The sequence below is a fragment of the Enterococcus sp. DIV1726a genome (assembly GCF_051710985.1).
In the GTDB taxonomy this organism is placed as follows: Bacteria; Bacillota; Bacilli; order Lactobacillales; family Enterococcaceae; genus Enterococcus_B; species Enterococcus_B hirae.
In genome coordinates this window covers 656,549-681,461 of sequence record NZ_JBIOLS010000001.1, presented here as the reverse complement: position 1 = coordinate 681,461, position 24,913 = coordinate 656,549, and the positions used below count along the sequence as shown (strand labels likewise).

Below are 24,913 nucleotides of genomic sequence, written 5' to 3'. Positions count from 1 at the left end.
CTTTAATAAATATTAAATGTATTATAGTCTAGATTTACCTCTTCAGGTCATTCATTTCCTAAATAACTGTTTTCCATTCATAATTATATCCTATAGTTATATATACATTCTTACATTTCAGCCTAAACCTATTTGAAATGAAACCAGTAGGTCGGAAAAAAGAAAGCCGAAATAACCATGATCACAGAAAATAGCTGATTCTACTTTCCATTATCACGGTTATTCCACAAAAAGAATGTTAGTCTTTTTTAGCTTTTATATTCAATTTTTCCAAAGTGTCCATTGCTAAGGGATACTCGCTATTCGGACGTCCATCAAAATTCTCAGCGATAATCGTAAACCCTAGCTTTTGGTATAGTTGAATGGCAGGATGACTCCAAGTTTGCGTATGCAGATACACTGGTCCATGAGATGCCAGCTTTTGGAAAATACGCAATACTTCGATCGTTAATGCTTTGGCAATCCCTTTTCCTTGATGCCTCGGATCTACTGCCAGCCAATGAAAAAGCGGATAGCTTCCATCCTTCCGTTTTTTGAACCAAGCGGTACAAGTCGCGATTTTTTCACCTGTATCAGTTACAACGAAAAGCATTCGTTGCTGAAGTTCTTCTTGATAAGGTAAAAAAGCTCTCTGAAAGTAAGCAAGTGCTTCTGTTTCTGTTGCGAACTCTCCGACTGATTGTTCGATTCTTGCCCATTCGGTTTCATCGCCTAGACGGTAGTACTCAAAATGATACCCAGTCGCTAAAGATTGCGTAGGGAGACTGTCACTTAATGGACGAGTCATCCAAATCTCGGCATAAGGAACATGTTTATCTAGCATAAGCTAACTTCCTTTCTAAACAGAATAGCTCTTTCTATCTGTTTTATCACAAAAGTTTGAACATCTCACTGTAGTCATTGATGGCTAGTTCATTCAACTAGCAATGGTTACATGCTTGCATCCACTGTTTTTGCTTCGCCAATGATCCGTACTTCTGTTTCCAAAGACACATCAAATTTTTCTTTGATCACTTCTTGGATATGCGCGATCAATTCTGTATAATCCGTAGCGGTCGCATGATTAATATTGACAATAAAGCCAGCATGTTTTTCAGAGATTTGTGCGCCACCCCATTTTAAGCCTTGTAATCCAGCTTCTTGGATCAATTGACCAGTAAAATGCCCCATAGGACGTTTGAATACACTCCCACAAGAAGGATATTCCAATGGTTGTTTCGATTGACGTAATTCAGTCAGCTCGTCCATCCGCCCTTTGATTACTTCATGCTCTCCTGCAGTTAATTGGAAACGTGCTTCTAAAACGACTGCATCCATTTCTTGGATTTTACTATGTCGATAAGAAAACGCCATTTCTTCGTTGGTTAGAGTTTTCAACGTACCATCTGCTAATAAAACATCCACTTCTGCTAATACGTCTTTGATTTCACCGCCATAGGCACCTGCATTCATATAAACAGCGCCTCCGATACTTCCAGGAATGCCACAAGCAAACTCAAACCCGGTTAAAGAAGTATCTAACGCCGCATAGGTCGTATCGATCAATTTTGCTCCAGCTTCAGCTGTGACCATCGTCCCAGAAACTCGGATTTGTTTCATCTCAGTCAACATGATCACCATGCCACGAATCCCACCATCTTGAACAATCAAATTACTGGCATTACCTAAAACCATCCAAGGTACATCATGGGTTCGGCAATAATCCACTACTTCTTTTACTTCATTTTGTGTTTTTGGGAAAACGAGAACATCCGCTGGACCGCCCGTTTTGGTAAACGTGTAATTCATCAATGGTTCATCAAACAATAGATTGAGTGCTGGTAAATTTTTAACTAAGTCTTCTTTATTCACTGAGGATTTTCCTTTCTATATCAAACATCCCCATTATTCTATCACGCTTAAAACAAACTTGCCAGTTTCCCTCACATTTGTTGTCTTGTATGTTTACGTAGCATTTCTTCACAAAGTGCATGACTTTGCATGATCCCTTGTTGCTTCAATCCTTCCATTGAAGGTTTTTCTTTGCTAATCTCTGCGAAAAATGTTTGAACCATTGGCTCAAATCCGCGTTTGACTAACGTACTTTCCCAATCGCCAAATTTTTCTATTTCGATACCAGATGCTCGTTGGATCGTCATATCCGTTAATTCCGCCACTTCATAAGTACCACTTTTACTAGTGATCTGATAGTTCTCGCTATTTGCTCCACTTAAAAGATCCATTGTTAAAATTGCTGTTTGATGGGCTGTTTCCAATTGTAAAACCGCAAACTCCAAAAATTCTTTTGTTTCACGGATCTGATATTTCGTACGCAAGATCGGTTCGTCCAAAAGATATACCGCCGTATCAACAAGATGTAAAAACAAATCATAGATCACAAATTCCGTTGTTTCCTGAGCGGCAATTCGATTTTTTTGTAACTGGATGAGCCGCTTCTCGGGGACTTGTTTCAAACGTTCGACCATTGGAGCAAAACGTCGATTGAATCCAACCATTAAGACAACTTGATTTTTATCTGCCAGTTCTTGTAATTCGTTGATTTCATTAAGGTCAACACTGAGTGGTTTATCGATATACACATGCACCTGATTTTCAAGACATTTTTTGGCTAATTCATAATGTACCTTTGTGGCTGCATGAATCATACAAGCCTTGATATCCTGAGACAGTAGTTCATCAATTGATTCATATAGATGGTCAAATCCATACATTTCATGGATTCGTTTTTTCGTTTCTTTGTTTCTAGTCGCAAAGTAGAAATCAATCTTTCCTTGATTTTTTGCATAAGTAGGTAAATACGCTTTTTCTGCAATATTACCCACACCAATCACACCAATTCGCATGTTCGTTCCTCCAATCCATTCATTACTCTTATCTTACACTATTTTTTAGTAAAATAAGGTACAATAGAACCACAAATGCTAATCTAAGATCCAAAAGAAAGGATGCGTATTTAATTGAAATTTATCTCCTGGAATGTGAATGGCCTACGTGCAATCGTCAATAAAAATTTTTTAGACGTCTTTCATGAATTAGATGCCGACTTTTTCTGTCTTCAAGAAACCAAACTACAAGCCGGTCAAATCGAATTAGACTTACCTGGCTATCATCAATATTGGAATTATGCAGAAAGAAAAGGCTATTCAGGCACAGCGATCTTTGCCAAAGAACCCGCACTAAATGTCTCTTATGGAATGGGCATTGATTTACATGATCAAGAAGGACGTTTGATCACACTTGAATACCCTGAATTCTTTCTAGTTACTTGTTATACACCTAATTCCCAAAATGAATTAAAACGCTTGGACTACCGTTTACAATGGGAAGAAGCCTTTTACCATTACTTAGAAGAACTAAAAAAACAAAAACCAGTCATTGTGTGTGGCGACTTAAACGTTGCCCACCAGGAAATTGATTTGAAAAATTGGAAAACCAATCAAAAAAATGCTGGCTTTACGATGGAAGAACGAACTGCCTTCTCACACTTGTTAGCAAATGGCTTTATTGATACCTTCCGCTATTTCTATCCTGAACAAACTGGTATTTATTCTTGGTGGAGTTATCGTTTCAATGCTAGAAAAAACAACGCAGGTTGGCGTATCGACTATTTCTTAACTAGTGACGAGTTGAAGCCACGCTTGATAGATGCAAAAATCCATACCTCGATTATGGGAAGCGATCATTGTCCCGTAGAACTAGACTTGAAATAATCTCATTGTTAGCCATCGTCATCCTAGGCAGGGCTGAATATTTTTATTAAAAAGAATGAAGAAAGATCAGCAAAGATGCTTCTTTTTTGAGCGTGGTCTTTCTTCATTTGATTGATTTTTTTTACATATCCATCACTTTCTTTTCTTCACTTTTTATGTTAGTGTTTATTTTTTAAGGAGGTTTTATGCACATGAATTTTGTTGCAATGGACTTTGAAACAGCCAACCATCAATCCCACAGTGCTTGTTCATTAGCATTGGTTATGGTCCAAAATAGCCAAATTGTTGATGAATATTACACACTCATCCAGCCAGAAACACCTTTTTTCTGGAGAAATGTTCAAATTCACGGTATTCATCAAGAAGATGTTCGTACCGCACCCAAATTTCCTGAAGTTTGGCAAACGATTCAACATTATTTCCAAAAAAACCGCTTAGTCGTCGCTCATAACGCAGCTTTTGATACGAAAGTTCTAGCTGGTTGTTTAGATTATTACAATTTGCTCCAACCTCATTATTTATCTTTATGTACGGTAAAAACCAGTCGTCGTTTATTTCCAGAGATGCCAAATCATCGATTGAATACTGTCTGTGAAAATTTAAATATCACTTTAGCGAATCACCATGATGCATTAGAAGACAGTCGTGCCTGTGCAGAGATTTTACTTTATCAAGAAAAACACTTTGGAACAGATCCTTTGAAAAAATTAGTTACCCTAAAATGAGCTACTAAAAAACAGGTAAACAAAAAATCCATGGTTGCTTTTTACAGGTAACCATGGATTTTTTGATCGCCTTTTTTAGCCTTTTCAAGAACCTTTATCCCCTTCATTCCAACCATTCACCAATTTTTTCTGATTATTTGAAAAGATGTCCTCCTAAATCTAAGATCAGTCAATCAATAAAGACATCCTATAGACATCCAAAAAGTCCCCATCATCTGTTCGGGCCCCTCTTTTCATAAGCGCTTCGATTTCAAAACCCATTTTTTGATACAAGTGAACCGCTCGTTCATTTCGAGTTTGCACATCTAGTTCTAGTCTAAAAAGTACACCATTTTCTTTCACCCAAATCAATACTTCTTCAAGCAACATCGTTCCTAATCCCAAACCCCAATAGTCCTTTAAGATGCTGATCCCAACCTCTCCCACATGAGAGATGCGGTATTGTTCGCCTGCTTTAACAGAAACAACCCCGATGATTTTTTGACCCATACAAGCTAAGAGTAAAAGATTATTGTTGCTGTCTTGTAGATATTCGATGGATAAAGCTAAGGCTTCAGGTGTTAGCTCCATTCCTTGTTCATCCATAACCAAAAAGTCAGTCTCTTCCTCTACTTGTTGCATCATTGCTAATAATTCACTGGCATCATTTGGCTGAGCTTCTCGAATGGTCAATGAGATCTCTTCACTCATTGTTTTGTCTCCATTTTTCCACGATCCGCTGTTTGAAAGCTTCACTTTGCTCCCCATATGCTTGCAATTTCACATATCTATATTCTAAATCTGTATCACTTTTTTCTAAAATCAGTTCCAAATAGTCTTCTGGTAAGGCTTCTTCTAAAAGATTCCCCCATTCAATGACAGATAAACCCTCTCCTTCAAAATACTCATCTAAACCAAGATCCGCGCCGCTAGCTGCTACACGATAAATATCCATATGATAAAGTGGCAATCTACCTTGATCATATTCCCGAATAATTGTATAAGTGGGGCTCTTGATCATTTGTTCGATTCCTAATCCGCGAGCAATCCCTTTGGTCAGCGTTGTTTTTCCGGCTCCTAAGTCACCAGTTAATACTAAATTATCCCCAGGCAGTGCCACTTCACCGATGACTTTTGCCAATTCTTCTGTCTTATCTAAACCACTTAATTCAATCATTCTAACTTACTCCTTCATCTAGCCTTTTGTGACAGTATATCGTGGATGGAAAATTTTTTAAAGCAAAAAAAGCTTGGGACAAAGGTCGTCCCGAGCTTTTTCATATGTGTCAAAATGAATAAATATTTTTCAATCATCAGCTCCTTGCAATAAGTCTAAATTTTTCAAAACATGAGAACTGTTTCAAAAAATCTGCGCTTATACGCTCGGAGCTGATCGCTTCTTTCACGAACTATTATTCATTGAGTCTTAGATCTTAATCTAATAATGTTTGGGCTGCAGTAATGATCGCTAATTTATACACATCTTCTTCGTTTGCTCCACGAGATAAATCAGAAACTGGTTTATTCAATCCTTGTAAGATCGGTCCGATCGCTTCAAAGTTACCAAAACGTTGAGCAATTTTGTAACCAATGTTTCCAGATTGCAATTCTGGGAAAACAAAGACAGTTGCTTGTCCAGCTACATCAGAATCAGGTGCTTTTAGTTGAGCCACTGAAGGAACATAAGAAGCATCAAATTGTAATTCGCCATCAATTACATATTGAGGCGCTAATTTTTTAGCAATTTTAGTTGCTTCGACCACTTTATCCACTTCTGGTGCTTTCGCAGATCCTTTAGTTGAAAAACTCATTAATGCTACTTTAGGATCAATATCGAATAATTCAGCAGTCTTTGCTGATTCTACAGCGATTTCTGCTAATTCTTGGGCATTGGGATTGACATTGATAGCACAATCTGAAAAGACATATTTTTCTTGGTCACGTCCACGTACCATGATCATCGCACCACTTGTTCGGCTGACGCCTGGTTTTGTTTTGATGATTTGTAACGCTGGACGAACAGTATCTCCAGTTGAGTGAATCGCACCAGAAACCATCCCGTCAGCAATTCCCATATATGTCAACATCGTACCAAAGTAATTGACATCTTTTAAGATGCTTTCTGCTTGTTCCTTGGATGCCTTTCCATTACGACGTTCCACAAAAGCTTCAACCATTTCATCCCATTTATCATAACGATTTGGATCAATGATCGTAAAACTTGAAGTTTTAATTCCACGAGCATGAGCAGCAGCTGTGATTTCTTCTTCGCTACCAATCAAAATAGGTTCCACTAATTCTTCCGCTTTCAAACGAGCTGCTGCACCTAAAATTCTTGCATCAGTTGCTTCTGGAAAAACGATTTTAATGCTGCGACGTACAATTTTGAATCTCAAACTATCAAACAATTCCACAAGATGACCTCCAGATATTTTCTATGTATCCATCATACACTATTCCCAAAAAAAAGAACAGTTTATTTTATCTGTATCAGTCAAAAAACCATTAGTAACGAAGTCTTTCACATAACATACAATCTGACATATAACAGGAAAACGCTGTCTTACTACACTGTTTCAGGTAATTGCCAATCGATCGGTGTTTCCCCTAATGCCATCAGTGCATCATTGGTCTTAGAAAAAGGTTTAGAGCCTAGGAATCCTCGATGAGCTGATAATGGACTAGGATGAGCAGATGTTAAAATGATATGCCGACTTTTATCAATCATTTTCATTTTTTCTTGAGCCGGTTTCCCCCATAAAATAAAAACGATTGGTTTTTCTCGTTCGTTTAATTTTTCAATGATTTTATCCGTCAATATTTCCCAACCTTTGCCACGATGTGAGTAAGCTTGACCTTCTCGGACCGTTAGTACCGTATTTAATAGTAAAACGCCTTGCTTAGCCCAAGAAACTAAATTGCCATGTTTGACCGGCGAAATACCTAAATCACTTTGCAATTCTTTATAGATATTGTTTAATGATGGTGGAATTTTAACCCCTGGTTGCACAGAAAAAGATAAGCCATGTGCTTGATTGACACCATGATAAGGGTCTTGACCTAAAATCACAACCTTTACTTTTTCGTAAGGAGTCAATTCCAACGCTTCATAAATATGATACATATCTGGATGAATTTTCTGAGTCGTATATTCTTTTTTTAAAAAGTTTCTTAACTTTTGGTAGTATTCTTTTTCAAACTCATCTGTTAAAATCGTTTGCCAACTGTTATGAATGATTTCTTTCAATCGTTCCACCTCCAACAATCAGGATAACTCACAAATTCTTTCTTAACAAGGGGCAATCTTCGCACGCAGTGTCATCTGGATATGGTAAACTAAGAAGAAGAGAAAGAAAGGAACGATGAGAGTTATGATCAAATTAATCGCATCAGATATGGACGGTACTTTATTAGATGCCCATATGAGTATATCACCCGAAAATGCCGAAGCGATCCGCTTTGCCAATGATGCAGGGATTGAATTTATGGTTGCGACTGGTCGCAATTATCAAGAAGCACGTGCGGCTTTAGATGAAGTTGGCATTGATTGTGCCATGATTACGCTAAATGGTGCGCAAGTTTTCGACAAAACAGGAAACTCCTTGTTCACTGTTCCAATACCGACTCTAAAAACTGCAACTGTCTTAGATATCCTTGATCAAAATGAGATTTATTATGAAGTATCGACCAATCGAGGGCTTTATTCTGAAAGCCAAGCCAAAAGAATTGAAAGCTTTGCCTCAATGATTGGTAGTCATCTCCCCCATTTAACATATAAAATGGCGATTGCGATGGCTTCAGCCAACCTTGAACTTTTGCATATCAATTATGTTGATAGTATTCGTGACTTGCTCCAAGACGAAACATTAGAGGTATTAAAAGTGATTTGTTTCCATACGGAAGGTCCGCGAGTATTGGGTCCAGTTGGAAAAGAAATCAGTGAACTGGGTGACTTAGCTGTTACTTCGTCTGGTCAAAACAATATCGAGGTCAATCACAAAAATGCCCAAAAAGGAATTGCTGTGGCTCATGTCGCACATGACCGAGGAATCGAATTAGACGATGTCATGGCGATTGGGGATAATTTTAATGACGTTAGTATGTTACAAGTGGCTGGTGTTAGTTTTGCGATGGGAAATGCTGAAATCGAAGTCAAAGATTACGCAAAATTTGTCACTGATACTAACCTGGAGTCTGGGGTCGGCAAGGCAATCTTACGGGCAATTTCCGAAAATCTATAATTTTCGAGAAAAGAGGGAGAAAGATGTCAGAATTTTTCATTCAAGAAAAGCATCTCAGTCGTGTCACGAGGACTGTTGTTAAAAATGAATCTGGTAAATCCATCTTCTTAATGGTTGGTCGTTGGGGAACAAAAGGAGATGCTTTGTCTCTTTATGCAATGAACGGAAATCTTGTGGCACATATTAAACAAACGAGTCTAACTTTCGGAACCCGTTTTGAACTTTATAAGGATTTTAAAAAAGTGGGAACGATGCAAAAAATCTTTAACTGGCCCGGGGATTTTTACTATGTACGTCGTCTTCATTGGACAGTTCAAGGAGATATCTATAACCATCAATATCAAATCCATCATTTTAATCAACGAATCATGAAAATGGATAAAGCAACGCTTTTTTCTGGAGATTATTATGTACTTGATATTCCAATGGAAGAAAATGCGCCTATCTGTATCTGTATCGCAGCTGTATTAGACTACTGGTTATACCGTAAAAACCATGACAAAGATACACCTCTTTCTTACCGATTAGACACAAATTAACTTGCTCCTTCTTATAATCAGAATAACTTCAAGAAAAAATAAGCCATCCTCTAGGAAACAAGACCCGCTAGTCAGAGCAAACGAACTTAGCAGATACGCTTCATGTAGGAAGGCTTATTTTTAGTTGGCTCAGTCAAGCACTTGATGAGCCTTTATTTATTCTTCTTATTTATGCTTCTTTCTTCTCATAAATCCCACAATAACAAATAACACAATAATCATTCCACCAACAATTGCTAACCATTTATTGGAAGCACTATTTGTTTTTGGCAAAACTTGTGAATCTTGATCTTGAAAATCCATTGACCGAGATTCATCGGTTACGTTAGTTGTTTCATTTGTAGAACTGTTAAACTCATTTCTATCTAAATCAGTACCCTTCCCTTGTTGTGGGATGGTGCTATTCATTCCATTTGATTGATTAGTTTTATCATTATTATTAGGATACACCTGATTGGTATCCTCTCCGCTCATACTTGGATCAATATGAAATGGAGTTGGCGTGTCAGTATCACTATTACCATTTGTTGGGTTGCTACTGCTGTCACCACTTGTCGTATCCGTACTACTATCACTGCTTGTTGTGTCCGTACTGCTGTCACTGCTTGTCGTATCGGTATCACTGTCACCACTTGTTGGGTTAGTGCTACTGTCACTGCTTGTCGTATCCGTACTACTATCACTGCTTGTTGTGTCCGTACTGCTGTCACTGCTTGTCGTATCGGTATCACTGTCACCACTTGTTGGGTTAGTGCTACTGTCACTGCTTGTCGTATCCGTACTGCTGTCACTGCTTGTCGTGTCCGTACTGCTATCACTGCTTGTCGTATCGGTATCACTGTCACCACTTGTTGGGTTAGTACTACTGTCACTGCTTGTGGTATCTGTACTGCTGTCACTGCTTGTCGTGTCCGTACTCCTGTCACTGCTTGTCGTATCCGTACTACTATCACTGCTTGTCGTGTCCGTACTGCTATCACTGCTTGTGGTATCTGTACTGCTATCACTGCTTGTTGTGTCGGTACTGCTATCACTGCTTGTGGTATCTGTACTGCTATCACTGCTTGTGGTATCTGTACTGCTATCACTGCTTGTGGTATCTGTACTGCTATCACTACTTGTCGTATCCGTACTGCTATCACTGCTTGTGGTATCTGTACTGCTATCACTGCTTGTTGTGTCGGTACTGCTGTCACTGCTTGTCGTGTCCGTACTGCTGTCACTGCTTGTCGTGTCCGTACTGCTGTCACTGCTTGTCGTGTCCGTACTGCTATCGCTTGATCCAGAATTATCTGGATTATCAGCAAGGAAAATTTCGTTAGGGTCCCAACGATTGGTTGCTGCATTTAGCGTAACATTTTTTCCGATGATTGTTCCATCCATATTTTGATTGGCTGTGACATCTGCTCGTGGCGCAATAATGGTACCTTGAAAAGGTGCATTTATCGCCAAGTTCGTTACATTACTTGGGAAATTCCATGAAATATTTGCGTCAGAAAAATCTTCCGTTTCATGATTTGCTCGATTATTGTAATGAATTTGTGACTGGATCGTGAAATCAGTTGGTGCATTGATGACATTCATAACCAAAATTTTATTTTCAGAATTTACAATATTCAGTGGTGTATTCATTGATAACACTGAAGCATCCACATTGATGATTACAACATCTGAACTTCCCATTCCTGTTACATCAATCGTTCGATTATTCATATCAGGAAAATCACTTGAAAGATAGGTTTTAGCAGGAGTAATCGACATCAAACTTTCCGAAGCTCCTTCTAATTTTGCAAATTCCGTGTCAAAATCAATATAAGTATTCCCAGGGCGATCTTGATAAAGTTCTGAAGCAGATAAATGGTCGATCCTTGAGCCATTCACCACTGCCCGATCATTTTCGATCCCTGTACTAATTGAAGAACCTACAACAAATTTATTTACTCGGTTACTATCTCCCGAAGTAAAGGATGAGCCAATCAAAGAATCAGTTGCTTGAACATAGTTGATTTCTAGTTGGAGATCACCTGTGATGATATCTGTCCCAAAATTATTGTTTGCATCTAGCTCTTTTGTTGCAACATTACCATTTGTATGCGCGTTTATCGTCGTTTTTTCTTTTGCGAATATATGGAATTGAGAAGCAATCCCTAATATTCCATAATCACCAGTTAAATCATCATAGATGCTACCAGAATCTTGAGGCGTATAAGTTTCCGCTATTGCAGGTAGAGCAACAAAGAGATTTAAAAATAATAGCATAACACCAAATATATTCCCAATTTTACTTCTTAACATTTCAACGGTCCTTTCCTGTCTCCAAGCCCAGTGACGAGCGATAGAGCATATTTTAATACTTAAAAAAAGACCCGTCATTACAGAATAATTGAAAATAAATGAAAAATATTTTCATAAAAAAGAGATTATAACAACTATCATTTAATATATACAACTGACATTTATGAAAACAAAACAAAAAAAAGAGTGAAAAACCTTGTTTTCACTCAACATTTTATCAAATAATAGTTACAACAATTTAAATGTCTTTATTAAAAAATAATAAGTTTGATTTAATTAAGAAACCATTAAATTTCCTTTTGCATGTGATCATAAAGATGATCACTGATTTTCCTTTTACCTACTACTTTAAATCCGTGACGTTCATACAATCTTTTGGCGTTAGGATTCTGTTCATCTACACTTAAACCAATAACATTTCGCCCAGTTTTTTTAGCTAATTTAGGTAAAGCTTCAAGTAAGTGTGAACCTATTCCTTGTCCTCTAAAAGCTTCCGAAACGGAAATGGAATCCAAATACCATTCTTTAGGAAATGTTTCTTGATCTACAAATAATTGTTCCTTATCTGTAATTCCATGTTTTTCTAAAATTACTTCTAAGGGTTTATCGATAAATGGCTCTTCTTCATCTGTGTAGCCAAATGCTACACCAGCTATCTTGCCATCAATTTCTTCAACAATTCCTCTTGTATAACTGTAACGATAATCGGGATCCATAATGGCTTCTTCTAAGATTTCAATTGTTTTTTCTTTCCCATACTTTTGTAAAAAAGGTAATTCCATATCATTTAAAATAACTAAAATAAGCGGAGCAATCTCTTGAGCATCCTCTTTTTTTGCAAAACGAATCATTTCATTCTCTCCTTTTTTTCATTCTATCACTGAAAATAAAGATCAAAAGAGTTATTTTAAATAATCCTCGATTTTTTGGGTAACAAAATAACCATGTGAAACGATGCGAGCAGCTTCTGTCCGGCAATAAGGACAAACGATTGGCATTTCTTTATCAACATGTTCAACTACATTGTTGACTTCTTCATAAGTAAACTTTTTCCCGCAATTTGGGCATTTCATCTTTTCCATAGCAATGACTTCCTTTCTTTTTTACACATTTAGCTTACTCTTATATTGTAAAAAAGAAAAATGATAGCTATTGATTTTTAGGCACGAATCAACAAAACAGATTCTTCATTATCCTCTGCTAATTTGATCTCATAGTATAATTTGTCGCTTTTCATTAGCAAAACCCAACTTCTTACTTTAGCATTGCGCTTTCCACTTTGTTTAACAGCTTCTTTCATTGCCTTTTGAGGAGATTTGCTTGAGTAGATCTTTTTGATGTCAAAGAATGGTTGGTTTTCAGCTAATTTACTCGAACGAACAGCTGGCTTTCCGGTTGTAGGATTGACAACAAGCGTTTGTTCAGAATCTACGAAAAGATATTGAAAGGTATTGTTTGTTTGTTGTTGGACATCCTCTTTTGGTACAAACTGAACCATCTGAACTTTTGTTTTATTTGTTTCTTTTTTAAAGATTCCCACTGCTTTTTTCAGTGAGATTTGATATTCTTGTTCACTAATATCATCATAACGAAACGTAGCAGTCAATAATCCTAACGAAGCCGTTAGCCCAATAAGTATGAGAATAGCTGACCCAAATAAAATTTTTTTCATCTTCATCAGTGTCTCCCTTTTCCTTTTTTTACTAGCATATCAAGATTTTTTATTAAAAAAAATCGAATGACAGAAAGAAAAAGTGACAATTTTGTTACTTATTCATGTAATTCTAACGGCAAGCCATCTGGATCAAAGAAAAAAGTCATTTTTTTCCCAGTAAATGTATCGATTCGAATTGGCTCAGTTTCGATCCCTTTTAAACGAAGCTCTTCAATGACAGATTCAATCTGTTCCACTTTAAAAGCCAGATGTCTTAATCCACATGCTTCTGGATAACTTGGACGTTTAGGCGCATTAGCTACCCCGAATATTTCTAATTCAGCTGTTCCAAGCTTTAAATCTAATTTATAATCTTCTCTTTCCGCGCGATAATTTTCACGGATTACTTCAAAGCCTAACTTATCAACGTAAAATTCCCGTGATTTTTGATAGTCAGATACAATAATTGCGACATGATGGATAGCAGATAAATTCATTTTTTTACTCCTTTAATCTTTTATTCTTTTTCATATTTTAACATTTTCTTTGGTCAAAAGTTTTTTATAAAGAAAAAAATGGAAAGTTCACCTACGTCGGTTGACTTCCCATTCTTTCATCAATTCAATGTAAAGTTTTCATGTTTCCAGAAAACAAAGCAAAAAGTATCATAACATATATTATTTTAAATTGAAAGACTAGAAATATTTTTTGAAAGTAATACAATAGGTTGTGTCAACAAATCGAACACATACTATATTTAGTGTTTAAAGGAGCTTTTATCAATGATAAATTATTTTCGCTTTTTAGCACACCAACTCAAAGGTTGGCCTCAACAAAATTACTATCTTTTCTTTTTTAGTCTTGGGTGTCAGATTATGACCCTTGTGAATAGCCCTATTACTTGGTTAGCGGTGATCACTTTTATCGGTACTACACTTGGTGTCTTGTGTATCTTATCAATCAATGCAGCGAAATCTGTTAATGGTATTTTAGGAATTTTATCAGCTATTTGTTTCATCATCGTTGGTTTTTCTGCTAAAAATTACTTGAGTATCGGCGAACAAATCGCCTATATGATCACCTTAGATATCCCTGTTTTATTAAGTAAAGAATGGAATCATAACATGGCAGCAAAAATCCGTAAGTTCAATGGAAAAACATGGTTAGTCGCAATTTTTGCTACAATCTTGGTTTATGCTATTTCAGGTTTCTTGATTGGGCGCTTAACAGACGATCCACGTCCTTGGATCGATGCTATTGCCTTTTCAATCAGTTTGACAGCTGGTGTGATCAGTTTCTTGCGTTACAATAACCAATATTATTGGTGGTTGGCTTCAGGATTAGCACAGATGGTTCTGTGGTACATCTCATTTAGACATGGTTCAGCTAGTTTAGCTATGTTTGTCAATAGTTCCGTTTACCTATTGAATGATGTCTTGGCTTTCACAGTTTCTCCTTGGTATAACCAAAAAGAACGTGAACGAATGCTAAAAATGGAAAAAGAATATGATCAAGAGCATGAAAAGAGTGTGCTGATTTAAGACCGTGCCATGATCATTTTGATCTGAATATAATCGACAGTCTTCTGGTAAAGCATGTTTCGATGTTCCCTTTTTCTTGGTACTTATCTAACTAAGCTAGCTGTCGCCAACAACTGATTGGTGGTAGCTAGCTTATTTTTACCCTATCGACTTTCACAATAGTCTTTTTAATAATTGCTTAGTTTTTGAATTTTCTGTTTGCAAAACTTTTTCTAATTGTTGGAAATATTGTAACGCATGTTGTTGTTCTTTCGATAAGGAATAGTCATTTTCATTTAGTTCTGTTAAAATGGTCATCACTTTTTTCGTTTTCAACTCAACAGCAATTTTATCCCATACTTCCTCGGTGACTACCTTTTTCTGTGACACATTTTCGTTGGCTATCACTGTTTGCTTCATTTCTTTTTCTTTTCGTAAGACCTTCAAGAAACCATTTCTCATGACTCTAGGAATACTATCAAAGAAGCCTTCTGTGAAACCATAACGACAATATTGCTGCCAGATGAAAAGATACACCTCGGATTGGATAAATCGCTGCTTGCGTGCATATTCGGTCATTTTACTCTGTTGTTCTGGAGTTTGTTGGCGTCCAGTTGCTCTTAATTGCTGGATGAATGTTTCAAAGAAGGTCAATGATAGTTGTTCACCCCCGTCAACAGCGATCAACGCCCAGTCTTTTTGCAAAAAAGTTCGGTAATTCGTTAAAAAAGTCTCGACATCTTTCACTAATTCTTCTGAAAAATCTTCAAATAGTTCTTTCTTCCCACGAATTTTTTTAGGGGTTCCCTCTAATTGCGTTGCAATACGTGAGATCTCTTGTTTCAGCGCTTGATAATCAGCAAGATAAATTGGCATATCTGCTTCACGAAAATCCACAACCCTGGCAACTAGTTTTTGATCAGGCAAATAGGGATTTTTTAATTTTCGATTTTGGTAGAGCATAAAACAATATTCTTGCCATAAATCTTCTGGAAACGCCACGTTTTGCTGTTTCAGCCACAATAATTCGTCTAGTGCTAAATCGACTTTAGTCATCCCTTGATTGATAGATGTTGCGATTTGCGGGCTTACGTGTAAATGTTCAGCAAAGTGATTGATCCCTAAAGAAAGGCTCTTACCGGTCTTTGGTGAATGAACGATATATTGCACTTTTAATTCACGACCGCATTCGCAATATAATTTTTGTTGTCGCCGTTTGGTACGAAAAAAAGGATTGATTTTAAAATCGGAAAAGACCCAATCAGTCGCTGCTAAATAATTTTCTTCTAAAAATTGGGAATTGATCAAGTAGCGTCGATGTTGATCAACTAATTGACGTTGTTTCGTCGTCAACTTTTCATAGATTTCCCAACGCTGATTACTTGTATACTGTTTTGATATCTTAATTGGATAGACTTGATTGATTTCTTTGGGATACCATTCTTTAAATACCTTTTGCCAGTCGTTCATTACTTATGTTTCCTTTCAAAAAAAGAATCGACTGATCTGATTCGACCAGTCGACACAATGATTTGTTTTTCACTACATTATTTGTAAAAATTAGTGAGTTGTTCCTGCATTGCCAGCAATGTCATGATCATTTGTTACGGCTGCTTCTACTGCATAAGTCAAAGAAGCGGCAATATCATCTAATGACATTGATGGTGTGCCTACTGGACGATCAATCACTTGATCAGGTGAAAATGGCACATGGATAAATCCGCCACGAATCGTCGGGAATTTTGTCTCAATCAAGTGAAGCAAACGATACATGATGTCGTTGCAAACAAAGGTACCAGCTGTATACGAAATGTAAGCAGGTAATCCATGTTCATGGACATTTTTTGTCATTGCTTTAATCGGTAAAGAAGTGAAATAAGCAGCTGGTCCATCTGGTTCTAACGCTGTATCAAAAGGTTGGTTTCCTTCGTTGTCAGCAATTCTAGCTTCTGCTAAATTGATCGCTACTCGTTCGAATGAAACAGCTGAACGTCCACCAGCTTGTCCAACACAGATGACGATTTCCGGTTGATGTTCTTCGATTGCTTTTTCCACAACTTGGCTGCTTTTAGCAAAAACCGTTGGGACTTCCACTTTGATAATTTGTGCTCCAGCAATTTCATCAGGCATTTTTTTCACTGCTTCATAAGCAGGATTCACTTTATCTCCACCAAATGGATCAAAACCAGTTACTAGTACTTTCATTTTACATTCCTCCATTATTCTCAATATAAACTAACTATTATTATAGAGTTTTTTCTTATTTAAATAAAATCATATAAACGATTTGGAACACTAACATGAAGATCGCTACGAATAATTGGTTCTTGATTACGCCGTATTTGTCTTTCATCTCTAACATTGCCACAGGCACGACATTGAAGTTTGCAGCCATCGGTGTTAACAAGGTTCCACAGAACCCACAGGTCAGAGCAACCATTCCCACTAGTGCTGGATTTGCGCCGTGACTGAATACAAACGGTGCACCGATCCCTACAGTCATTACCGTAATCGCCGCAAAGGCGTTCCCCATGATCACCGTGAAGATAACCATACCCAATGCATAGATAATAATACCGACATTCACATTACCTTCGGGAACGATTTGCCCGACTGCATTAGAAATAACTGTCCCTACTCCTGCACTTGTAAAAACCGCTCCTAATGATGCCAAGAGCATTGGTAACATACTTAAAGGTCCTACTGTTCCTAGCATATCCGCAGCATCATCTAAGAAAGTAGTTGGTCGATTGTCTCGTGAGAAGAACATCATGATCACCATTGCGGCAAAAACACCGACACCAACACCAACTAATGCGCCAAGCTTAGTAAAGAGTGCGAACAAGATTGCAAAGATCCCAATACTCAATGCCGGAATAAAGATTTTCATTCCTAATTTATCAGACATTTTTTCCATGTATTGTTTAGAAGGTAAGCGACTTTCTCCTTTGCTGACTTTCTTGGCAATCGCTGGAACTGTCATGGCAAAAATCAAAAGACCGTTGACGATCGCAGGTAACCATCTTCCACCAGCAATTACGATTCCTAATACTGTCCAGAAAAAAGCAGAACCGTATCGATGAGGATTCGTTTTATCGTTAATATTTCTGATTCCTGTATAAATCAGAACTAACCCCATGATGATATATAATATTTCTAATAATTTATCCCCTAATAAAATTTCAGGATCTGTAAAAAAGCTCATATTATTGCCCCTTTCCTGAATAATATTTTTTCGCTAATTTCTTTTCTCTTAAGTAGAAATAAATACTTGCAACAATCAGTGCAACGACAGCAACTGGTACTTCAACCAAAGCAAGTTGTCCTAGTGTCACTTCATAACCCAGACCTTTTAAAGTCGATTGAACTAACAACGCACCTGCTCCACCAACGAATAATACTTGACCAAAGAACCAACAAATATTTTCCATCGCAGAAGACATGCCTTTTAGTTCTTCCTCATGTTGTGGATCAATTTCCAGGCCTTTTGATTCGACTGTTCCTAAAGCCATTGGCATGATGATTGGGCGAACAAAACCGGCAACTCCACCAAAGCTGACATTGAACGCTGCAAAGATCATACGGAAGACCCCATAGATATCAATGATCATCCCAGCTGATACTTTCTTAAAGCGCTTAATAAGCGAAGCTGCTGATTCTTTCAAACCATTACGTTCCAGTGTACCTGTTGCCAACATAATAATGATAAAAATAGCCATTCCTCGATTATTGACAAAACTTGTTCCTAAAGTTTCTAACATCCCTTCAATTCCTAAACCGCCTGTCAATGCGGTGACGATCAGTGCGACCATTACGATCAAAATTGAATCTAATTTTAGTGCAAAACCGATAATGACGATCAAGACACCTAAAAGACTAAGATAGTTCTCCATTTGACTTCCTCCTTAAAATTACAAGATATTTTTTTATTATAAATCAAAAAGCCATGAAAATATAGATAAAATCCAATTATCTCATCGTATTTTTTAAAAATTCAGTCAATTCAATAAAAAAATTAGAAAAATCACTTACGATTGAAACAACTCGTTTACAGTTCAAATTTTTTGAGATCTTATTTTTGTAACTAACAAATGAACAAAAAACAAACAAAAACGTGCTTCATTATCTAAAATAACACTTTAGCGTAGGTGTTTTCCTTCAAAAAACGACTTCTAAATCGAATAGCCGATTCAAATTGGTTCACGTTTTAGCTTATCACTACCCTTATTTTTTATTCTGTGTTATCCTTTCAATTAACAAAATAATGACACAACTATCGCCGGGTAGTATTAAGAGGATAAGCATTCCATTAGGTCTTTGGAGGAATGCTACTCCTCTTTTTTGTGTAAATGGAGTGATTAATATGGCATGGTTTGAATTAATCTTAGCGGGAATCTTGGAAGTTTTTTGGTCTACGATGATGAAATGGAGTGATGGTTTTTCTAAATTGAATTATTCTTTCTACACAGTCATTGGCATGATCGCCAGCTTTTATCTCTTATCAAAGGCGATCAAACAGTTACCAATGAGTTTATCCTATCCTATTTGGACCGGAATCGGTGCCGTTGGTTCAGTGATCATTGGTGTCGTCTTGTTTCATGATAAACTGACATTAGCCACTTGGTTTTTCGTTGGCTTATTATTGATTAGTCTGGTCGGAATCAAAATAACCAGTGGACATTGATCCTACATTATCAGGAATGGTTGATCAGATCAAAACAATAGTAGGTGCATGAACACATCAAAAAAAGCCAGATAACCGGTTTTGCTAACAATTCTTTTATTAGAACCATGAATTACCGTTTATTTGGCTTTTTTAATGACTTAATTTAACATATTTGTGTATTTAAACATGTAAAACGCCTGTAGCAAATAGAATCATTGCTGTTAGTCCAATCATTGTGACACCGACTAATAAAAATTTATCTAAGTGAAGATGAGGGATTGGCTCATTTTGTTCTTTCCGGGCTCTTAAATAAAAGAAGATCCCAGGTAAGAAGAGTACTAACACTAACATCACTTCATTGAAAGCAACCACGAGCATTGCCCAGACTTGAAATGCACTGGCTAAAAAGCCGATAAAGAATTGCCCCCATTCTTTTCTTTGATAAGATAGTTTCATCTGATAAAGACCTAAGAATAACCAAGTAAAGAATATCGCTGCTGTCCCAAGTGTGTAAGCAAAATTATACGCACTATCCGTGAACAATAAAGAAAGTAAGAAAACATTAGTACAAATCGTCGTTAAGACAATAGCATATGTTGGCGCACCTTTTTTATTGACTTGACCCCAGCGTTTCGGTAATAAGTTAGCATCTGCCATATTCCTCATGGTTTCAATCGGTAAAATCGTCCAAGATAACCAGACACCGACAAGCGAAATGATCAAACCGCCGTTGATCAAGATTGCTCCCCATTTTCCTACCATCATTTCAAACACATAGCCCATCGCTGGCTGTGTTTGGATTCCTTGCAATTCTTTCATTGACATTGTCCCATAAGGTAACATCGAAACTAAAACATAAATGATGATTAAACCAAAAATACCAAGGATCGTTGCTTTCCCTACATCTGATTTTTTCTTTGCACGAGAACCAACCACAGAAGCTCCTTCGATCCCAACAAACACCCATAACATCACCATGATACAGCTCAATATCTGACTAGAAAATGGCACGGGCTGGCCATTCGCACTCAATATGATATCACTAGAAAAATTATCGATAAATTGTTGCAGTGAAAAGGTACTGATTGCTACAACAATAAATAAAAATAGTGGGACAAGTTTACAGATCGTTACAATAGCGTTCACATAACTTGCATTTTCGACCCCACGATTGACTAGCCAAGCATATCCCCATAAAAACAAAGTGCTCATAACGATCGAAGCGATATTCTGACCTCCGTCGAATACTGGGAAAAAGTAACCTAAAGCACTCATTAGCAACGTAGCAAAGGCTACGTTCCCCAACCAACAAGTAAGCCAATAACCCCAACCACTGATAAATCCAGCAAAACGTCCGAAACCAGCTTCTGCATAGCTGAAAATACCACCTTCCAGCTCTGGACGTTTTTTATTGATATTATTGATTGATAACGAGAGCATCAACATAGCTGTTCCAACTAGCACCCAACTAAAAATAGCTGGGGCACCAGCCGACCCGGAGATGTCCGTCATAATACCAAATACGCCACCTCCTATCGCTGACCCAATCACTAAGGCCGCTAGTGGAAACAACCCTATTCCTTTGTTCTGTTGCTCTGTATCCATTTTAAGCATCCTCCAAAATAAACCGCTTTTACCAAAAGTATAACAAATCTTCACCTGTTTTACTTTATTCATAAAAATTCTAATAGAAATATAATTGTAACTATTTTTTTCTAATTATACAAGAATCTTGCATATTCATTTAGGGAAAACCTTTTCCAAAAATTGATAAAAAAATGCTATACTGGAGACAAGAATTGGAGGAAATGTAATGAACATTCTATATATATCGATCTCTGGAAACACACGAGCTTTCGCTAAAAAACTTGCTGAATATGCTGCGAACCAACATGAGTTAAATCCTCAATTACCAGAAATCACGCTAAAAGAAATTCATGAAAATAGTGACTTTCAACAAGAGAGTGAACCTTTCTTCACTTTTGTACCCACTTACTTAGATGGAGGAAATGGGTTAGATAACGGTGATACAGAAATTTTAACAGAAACCATGCGTGAATATCTGGAATACGAAGACAATCATACGCTTTGTCTGGGTGTCGTAGGGAGTGGAAACAAAAATTTTAATAATCAATATTGCTTAACCGCTAAACAATACGCCAGCCAATTTGGCTTCCCTTTCCTCGCCGACTATGAATTACGGGGAACCCCAGCAGATGTTGAGCGAGTATATCAAAAGTTAGTCGAAACAGCTAACCAATAATTTCTAAAAAATTCGATCAAAACATAGAACTGAGAGGAAACTTAGTTGGTAAGTTTCCTCTCTATTTTTCTTTTTTAGGCTTTATACTCATTTAGTAATCCGCTTATCGAATATCCTTCATCCATCACTTGCGATTATTGTACATCACAATAGAAGTAAACTGTGCCACCTCCAACACTGTGATTTATTGTGTGAACTTGTTAGGAAGCTCTAGCTAAGTTAAAACACTCGTCATCCACATGATGCCCCATTCATAGACTTCCGTTATAAAAAGTTATCGTATCAGATTCTAATTCTATTTCAATGGATCTCCCCTTCATTTAGATTACTTTTGTCAGAAAAATTTGTTATCAAAAACTTAAACATAGACAGTTCGAAAGAGAATCACTAGTCAAAATGGAAGAAATAAAATTTTCCATACTCTTTTTAAAGCTATTCAGTTCAAATAATCTTAATATAACCAAGCATATTGCAAACGTTAACTTAACAGAACAAAAAGGAAAAGGTATAATAAAAATAGAAATATTTAGATTTTTATATGTTATTTTATATTTTTTTGACACTAGATTATAAACAAGGTGGTGAAAAAACATTAAAAAAAAGAAATTTCTTGTTGTGTTATTTTCAATGTTTTATTTATTATTTTTAGGTGCTTGCAAGCAAAAGAATGTTCCTGTAGTTTCTTTAGAAGAAGTCGATAAAGCAGTGATTTTTGTTAAAGATGACGAAGGAAAAGAAAAAAGTTGGAAAGCTACAGACCCCAATTTTTTAAAAACATTAATAGGAAACCTTAATGTTCTGTTTAATAAATCGGATCAACATGCTCAACGTTATGATATGAAACTGACATCAAAGCAAAAAAGATTCAACTATCAAATAAAGTTTTATAAAAACAATAATGTTGTACAAGAGATTCAGATTTCAAAAGTAAATAAGGTAACTATAGACAAAGAGGAATTCATGATTGGAAAAGAGAAAGAAAACGAACTAGATAGTTTGAAAAATCATTTATTACTTGTTGCTAAATAGATAGGCGATGTTGGGACAATCATCTACCAAAAATGAAATAAGCCTGATTTTACTTTTAGTACATACCATCAAAATCGGGCTTATTTTACTATTCTAGCCACTTTGTCTTCGTGTATTTCTTCTAATTTCTCCAATTGAACTTTTAGCTTGGTTCACCAGTGATTTATCGTCTTAAATGAATCAAACTGTTTCTCTTACAATTATTTTTCCCTCTTATTAATCATAGAAAAGAGCCTGAGACCGCACTTGGTCCCAGGCTCGAATTTTCTCTATTCTTTATCTGCTTTTACTTCGTTCAATTTTTTGTAGCTTCAACAGTCATGACCTTCGCTTTGGCTTTTGTCTCACCTGTTTTTTCTAAAACGAAATTTTTTACTTTCTCCATATTGGTAATTAAAACCATCATCGAAGTTTCTTTACCGGCAGCTTTGATTGCTGCTAAATCGACTTGAGCAACAAGTGTATCAGGTGTCACCAACTGACCTTCTGTTACCTTCACCTCAAATGGTGCACCACCAAGGTCAACTGTATTGATCCCCATGTGAAGTAACACTTCTAATCCGTTAGCGGTTGTGATGCCAATCGCGTGTTTAGTGGGGAACACTGAACTGATCGTTCCACTTACTGGTGAATAAATCTGACCATTGATTGGCTCAACAAAGTAACCTTCTCCCATCATTTTTTGAGCAAATACGGGATCACTTGCCTTTTCAAGTGACTCAACTACTCCATCAGCTACAGCAGCTAATGAAATTTCACTTGTGCTGACTGCTCCTGTATTTTCCGTCATTGGTGTCATTTCAGTTGTTGTTTCTTCAGCTAATTCTTCTTTCTCCAATTGCTCTTTAGGAATACCAAAGAAGAATGTTGCTAGGAAACCACCTGCGTAAGCAGCGAGTAACCCTAAGACATACCCTAACCATTTTCCATCTGAAATCAATGGGATCAAAGCAGCACCAGAAGGCCCGATCGCAATAGCACCTACATTTCCAATCATCCCAACAACAGCACCACCAATACCACCACCGATACAAGCGGTAATGAACGGACGTCCTAACGGCAGTGTCACACCGTAGATCAATGGTTCACCGATTCCTAAGATTCCTACGGGTAACGCACCTTTGATCATTTCAGTCAATTCTTTATCTTTTTTACAACGAACCCACAATGCTAATGCTGCTCCGACTTGTCCGGCACCAGCCATCGCCAAAATAGGTAATAATAGTGTTTTTCCTGTTTCATCAATCATTTGGACATGGATTGGTGTTAAGATTTGATGCAATCCGAACATAACCATCGGTAAGAATAGTGTCCCCAAGACAAATCCTGAAAAGGCACCACCTACACCTAATACCCAGTTGATTCCGCCAACCATTCCATCTGAGATGAAACCAGCGAGTGGCATGATGAAGAAAATTTCGACTAAGCCAATAGCAATCAATGATAATGTAGGGGTAACAATAATATCAATGGAATCTGGTACAACTTTATGCAATTTCTTTTCAACGATTGCTAATAACCAGACAGCAAAAATAACTCCTAAAATCCCACCTTGACCTGCAGCTAACGCTTCACCAGTGAATAAGTTTTTAAGTGGCGCTTCTGGATTCATGCCTGTTAATAAGACTACCGCACCGATAACACCACCCAGAGTTGGTGTTGCACCAAAAACTTGAGCTGCATTGATCCCTGTATAAATCACTAAGAAACTGAACATACCATTTTTTAGAATGTTCATGATATCAATGTATTGTTGCCAAGTTGCTGCATCTAATGTACCCGCTGTCACTAAGTTTGCTAGTACCGCAGCAATCCCTGCCACAATCCCAGTACCGACAAATGCTGGAATCATAGGGACGAAAATGTTCGAAATATCTTTCAAGATTGATTTGATTTTTGATGGTTTTTGTTTATTTTTTTGAGCAGCTTTCATCGCTTGCGCTCTCTCATTTACCAAATCTTTTCCTGAGGCTGACGACTTATCAGAAGCTCTATTTCCTGAAGAAATCTGTTCTCCTAATTTTACACCTGCTTGATCTACCATCGTTTGTGCTACTTTGTTCACTTTACCAGGACCGATGATCACTTGCAGTTGTTCGTCCTCAACAACGCCTAATACACCAGGTATCGCTTTCAATTTTGCAACATCGACAAGCTCATCATTAATGATCTTCATTCGAACACGGGTCATGCAGTGGACAATGCTTTCGACATTGCCCATTCCGCCTACACCAGCATAGATCCGCGTTGCTAATTCTTCTAAAGTCAATTCATTTTTAGCCATTGGTTCTT

At 37.1% G+C, this 24,913-nt stretch carries 26 protein-coding genes; 8 read left to right on the top strand and 18 right to left on the bottom strand.

From position 1 onward, the window contains the following. Positions 1–238: 238 nt before the first annotated feature. The 3 genes from IGJ27_RS03090 to IGJ27_RS03080 all read right to left on the bottom strand — a co-directional run bounded on the left by IGJ27_RS03090 (position 239) and on the right by IGJ27_RS03080 (position 2,843). On the bottom strand, positions 239–823 hold the full coding sequence (locus tag IGJ27_RS03090) for a GNAT family N-acetyltransferase (protein WP_010719856.1): 585 nt from the start codon (positions 821–823) through the stop codon (positions 239–241). Between the two features lie 107 nt (positions 824–930). Next, the gene (gene murB, locus IGJ27_RS03085; protein WP_178306125.1) at positions 931–1,851 is read right to left on the bottom strand and encodes a UDP-N-acetylmuramate dehydrogenase; all 921 of its coding nucleotides are present in this window, start codon (positions 1,849–1,851) and stop codon (positions 931–933) included. 71 nt (positions 1,852–1,922) lie between these two features. After that, entirely contained in the window at positions 1,923–2,843 is a 921-nt protein-coding gene (locus tag IGJ27_RS03080) for a Gfo/Idh/MocA family protein (RefSeq protein ID WP_010738300.1), read from the bottom strand. A gap of 114 nt (positions 2,844–2,957) precedes the next feature. On the opposite strand from IGJ27_RS03080, the gene IGJ27_RS03075 reads away from it, so the two are divergent. Both IGJ27_RS03075 and IGJ27_RS03070 read left to right on the top strand, forming a co-directional pair. Continuing rightward, a complete protein-coding gene (locus IGJ27_RS03075; RefSeq protein ID WP_010738301.1) occupies positions 2,958–3,710 on the top strand; it encodes an exodeoxyribonuclease III in 753 nt (250 codons plus the stop codon). A 191-nt stretch (positions 3,711–3,901) separates the two neighbouring features. Then, positions 3,902–4,435 (top strand): 3'-5' exonuclease, encoded by a 534-nt coding sequence (locus tag IGJ27_RS03070; protein WP_010719861.1) that lies wholly within the window; start codon positions 3,902–3,904, stop codon positions 4,433–4,435. A 165-nt stretch (positions 4,436–4,600) separates the two neighbouring features. Here the strand turns inward: IGJ27_RS03070 and IGJ27_RS03065 are convergent, their stop codons facing one another. The 4 genes from IGJ27_RS03065 to IGJ27_RS03050 all read right to left on the bottom strand — a co-directional run bounded on the left by IGJ27_RS03065 (position 4,601) and on the right by IGJ27_RS03050 (position 7,661). Further along, positions 4,601–5,125 (bottom strand): GNAT family N-acetyltransferase, encoded by a 525-nt coding sequence (locus IGJ27_RS03065; protein WP_034699781.1) that lies wholly within the window; start codon positions 5,123–5,125, stop codon positions 4,601–4,603. Next, a complete protein-coding gene (gene tsaE, locus IGJ27_RS03060; RefSeq protein ID WP_010719865.1) occupies positions 5,118–5,591 on the bottom strand; it encodes a tRNA (adenosine(37)-N6)-threonylcarbamoyltransferase complex ATPase subunit type 1 TsaE in 474 nt (157 codons plus the stop codon). Before tsaE ends, IGJ27_RS03065 begins: the two co-directional genes overlap by 8 nt. 256 nt (positions 5,592–5,847) lie before the next feature. Continuing rightward, on the bottom strand, positions 5,848–6,828 hold the full coding sequence (pta, locus tag IGJ27_RS03055; protein ID WP_010719866.1) for a phosphate acetyltransferase: 981 nt from the start codon (positions 6,826–6,828) through the stop codon (positions 5,848–5,850). Positions 6,829–6,980: 152 nt separating this feature from the next. Beyond that, on the bottom strand, positions 6,981–7,661 hold the full coding sequence (locus IGJ27_RS03050) for a uracil-DNA glycosylase (protein WP_010719867.1): 681 nt from the start codon (positions 7,659–7,661) through the stop codon (positions 6,981–6,983). A gap of 124 nt (positions 7,662–7,785) precedes the next feature. On the opposite strand from IGJ27_RS03050, the gene IGJ27_RS03045 reads away from it, so the two are divergent. After that, a complete protein-coding gene (locus tag IGJ27_RS03045) occupies positions 7,786–8,655 on the top strand; it encodes a Cof-type HAD-IIB family hydrolase (protein ID WP_010719868.1) in 870 nt (289 codons plus the stop codon). 23 nt (positions 8,656–8,678) lie between these two features. Next, positions 8,679–9,194 carry an LURP-one-related/scramblase family protein gene (locus IGJ27_RS03040; protein WP_010719869.1) on the top strand — a complete coding sequence of 172 codons (516 nt, stop codon included), beginning with the start codon at positions 8,679–8,681 and terminating at the stop codon, positions 9,192–9,194. A 165-nt stretch (positions 9,195–9,359) separates the two neighbouring features. Here the strand turns inward: IGJ27_RS03040 and IGJ27_RS03035 are convergent, their stop codons facing one another. The 5 genes from IGJ27_RS03035 to gloA2 all read right to left on the bottom strand — a co-directional run bounded on the left by IGJ27_RS03035 (position 9,360) and on the right by gloA2 (position 13,640). Next, positions 9,360–11,489: a collagen-binding domain-containing protein gene (locus tag IGJ27_RS03035; RefSeq protein WP_178306126.1), complete on the bottom strand. Its 2,130-nt coding sequence runs from the start codon at positions 11,487–11,489 to the stop codon at positions 9,360–9,362. Between the two features lie 287 nt (positions 11,490–11,776). Further along, entirely contained in the window at positions 11,777–12,340 is a 564-nt protein-coding gene (locus IGJ27_RS03030) for a GNAT family N-acetyltransferase (protein ID WP_010719873.1), read from the bottom strand. Positions 12,341–12,391: 51 nt separating this feature from the next. Further along, entirely contained in the window at positions 12,392–12,571 is a 180-nt protein-coding gene (locus IGJ27_RS03025; RefSeq protein ID WP_010738307.1) for a hypothetical protein, read from the bottom strand. Between the two features lie 77 nt (positions 12,572–12,648). Beyond that, positions 12,649–13,167, bottom strand: a complete 519-nt coding sequence (locus IGJ27_RS03020) for a hypothetical protein (RefSeq protein WP_010719875.1) — start codon at positions 13,165–13,167, stop codon at positions 12,649–12,651. Between the two features lie 92 nt (positions 13,168–13,259). Beyond that, positions 13,260–13,640 carry an SMU1112c/YaeR family gloxylase I-like metalloprotein gene (gene gloA2 / locus IGJ27_RS03015; RefSeq protein WP_010719876.1) on the bottom strand — a complete coding sequence of 127 codons (381 nt, stop codon included), beginning with the start codon at positions 13,638–13,640 and terminating at the stop codon, positions 13,260–13,262. A gap of 285 nt (positions 13,641–13,925) precedes the next feature. Here gloA2 and pnuC point away from each other — a divergent pair, with 285 nt between their 5' ends. Further along, positions 13,926–14,684, top strand: coding sequence for a nicotinamide riboside transporter PnuC (pnuC, locus tag IGJ27_RS03010; RefSeq protein WP_010738309.1), 759 nt, complete (start codon positions 13,926–13,928; stop codon positions 14,682–14,684). A 153-nt stretch (positions 14,685–14,837) separates the two neighbouring features. Here the strand turns inward: pnuC and IGJ27_RS03005 are convergent, their stop codons facing one another. From IGJ27_RS03005 to IGJ27_RS02990, 4 genes are all read right to left on the bottom strand, one after another. Continuing rightward, positions 14,838–16,133, bottom strand: coding sequence for a hypothetical protein (locus IGJ27_RS03005; RefSeq protein ID WP_178306127.1), 1,296 nt, complete (start codon positions 16,131–16,133; stop codon positions 14,838–14,840). 90 nt (positions 16,134–16,223) lie between these two features. Next, positions 16,224–16,868 carry a pyroglutamyl-peptidase I gene (gene pcp / locus IGJ27_RS03000; RefSeq protein ID WP_010738311.1) on the bottom strand — a complete coding sequence of 215 codons (645 nt, stop codon included), beginning with the start codon at positions 16,866–16,868 and terminating at the stop codon, positions 16,224–16,226. A 55-nt stretch (positions 16,869–16,923) separates the two neighbouring features. Beyond that, on the bottom strand, positions 16,924–17,868 hold the full coding sequence (locus IGJ27_RS02995) for a DUF979 domain-containing protein (RefSeq protein WP_010719880.1): 945 nt from the start codon (positions 17,866–17,868) through the stop codon (positions 16,924–16,926). A gap of 1 nt (position 17,869) precedes the next feature. Next, positions 17,870–18,556 carry a DUF969 domain-containing protein gene (locus tag IGJ27_RS02990; RefSeq protein WP_010719881.1) on the bottom strand — a complete coding sequence of 229 codons (687 nt, stop codon included), beginning with the start codon at positions 18,554–18,556 and terminating at the stop codon, positions 17,870–17,872. 470 nt (positions 18,557–19,026) lie between these two features. On the opposite strand from IGJ27_RS02990, the gene IGJ27_RS02985 reads away from it, so the two are divergent. Next, positions 19,027–19,347, top strand: coding sequence for a DMT family transporter (locus IGJ27_RS02985; protein WP_010719882.1), 321 nt, complete (start codon positions 19,027–19,029; stop codon positions 19,345–19,347). A gap of 162 nt (positions 19,348–19,509) precedes the next feature. Here the strand turns inward: IGJ27_RS02985 and IGJ27_RS02980 are convergent, their stop codons facing one another. Further along, on the bottom strand, positions 19,510–20,934 hold the full coding sequence (locus IGJ27_RS02980; protein WP_010738312.1) for a basic amino acid/polyamine antiporter: 1,425 nt from the start codon (positions 20,932–20,934) through the stop codon (positions 19,510–19,512). 208 nt (positions 20,935–21,142) lie between these two features. Here IGJ27_RS02980 and nrdI point away from each other — a divergent pair, with 208 nt between their 5' ends. Continuing rightward, positions 21,143–21,592, top strand: a complete 450-nt coding sequence (gene nrdI / locus IGJ27_RS02975; RefSeq protein ID WP_010719884.1) for a class Ib ribonucleoside-diphosphate reductase assembly flavoprotein NrdI — start codon at positions 21,143–21,145, stop codon at positions 21,590–21,592. Positions 21,593–22,219: 627 nt separating this feature from the next. Next, positions 22,220–22,621 (top strand): hypothetical protein, encoded by a 402-nt coding sequence (locus IGJ27_RS02970; protein ID WP_256733879.1) that lies wholly within the window; start codon positions 22,220–22,222, stop codon positions 22,619–22,621. Between the two features lie 295 nt (positions 22,622–22,916). On the opposite strand, the gene IGJ27_RS02965 is transcribed toward IGJ27_RS02970, so the two are convergent. Then, positions 22,917–24,905: a glucose PTS transporter subunit IIA gene (locus IGJ27_RS02965; RefSeq protein ID WP_053766156.1), complete on the bottom strand. Its 1,989-nt coding sequence runs from the start codon at positions 24,903–24,905 to the stop codon at positions 22,917–22,919. Between the last annotated feature and the right edge of the window lie 8 nt (positions 24,906–24,913).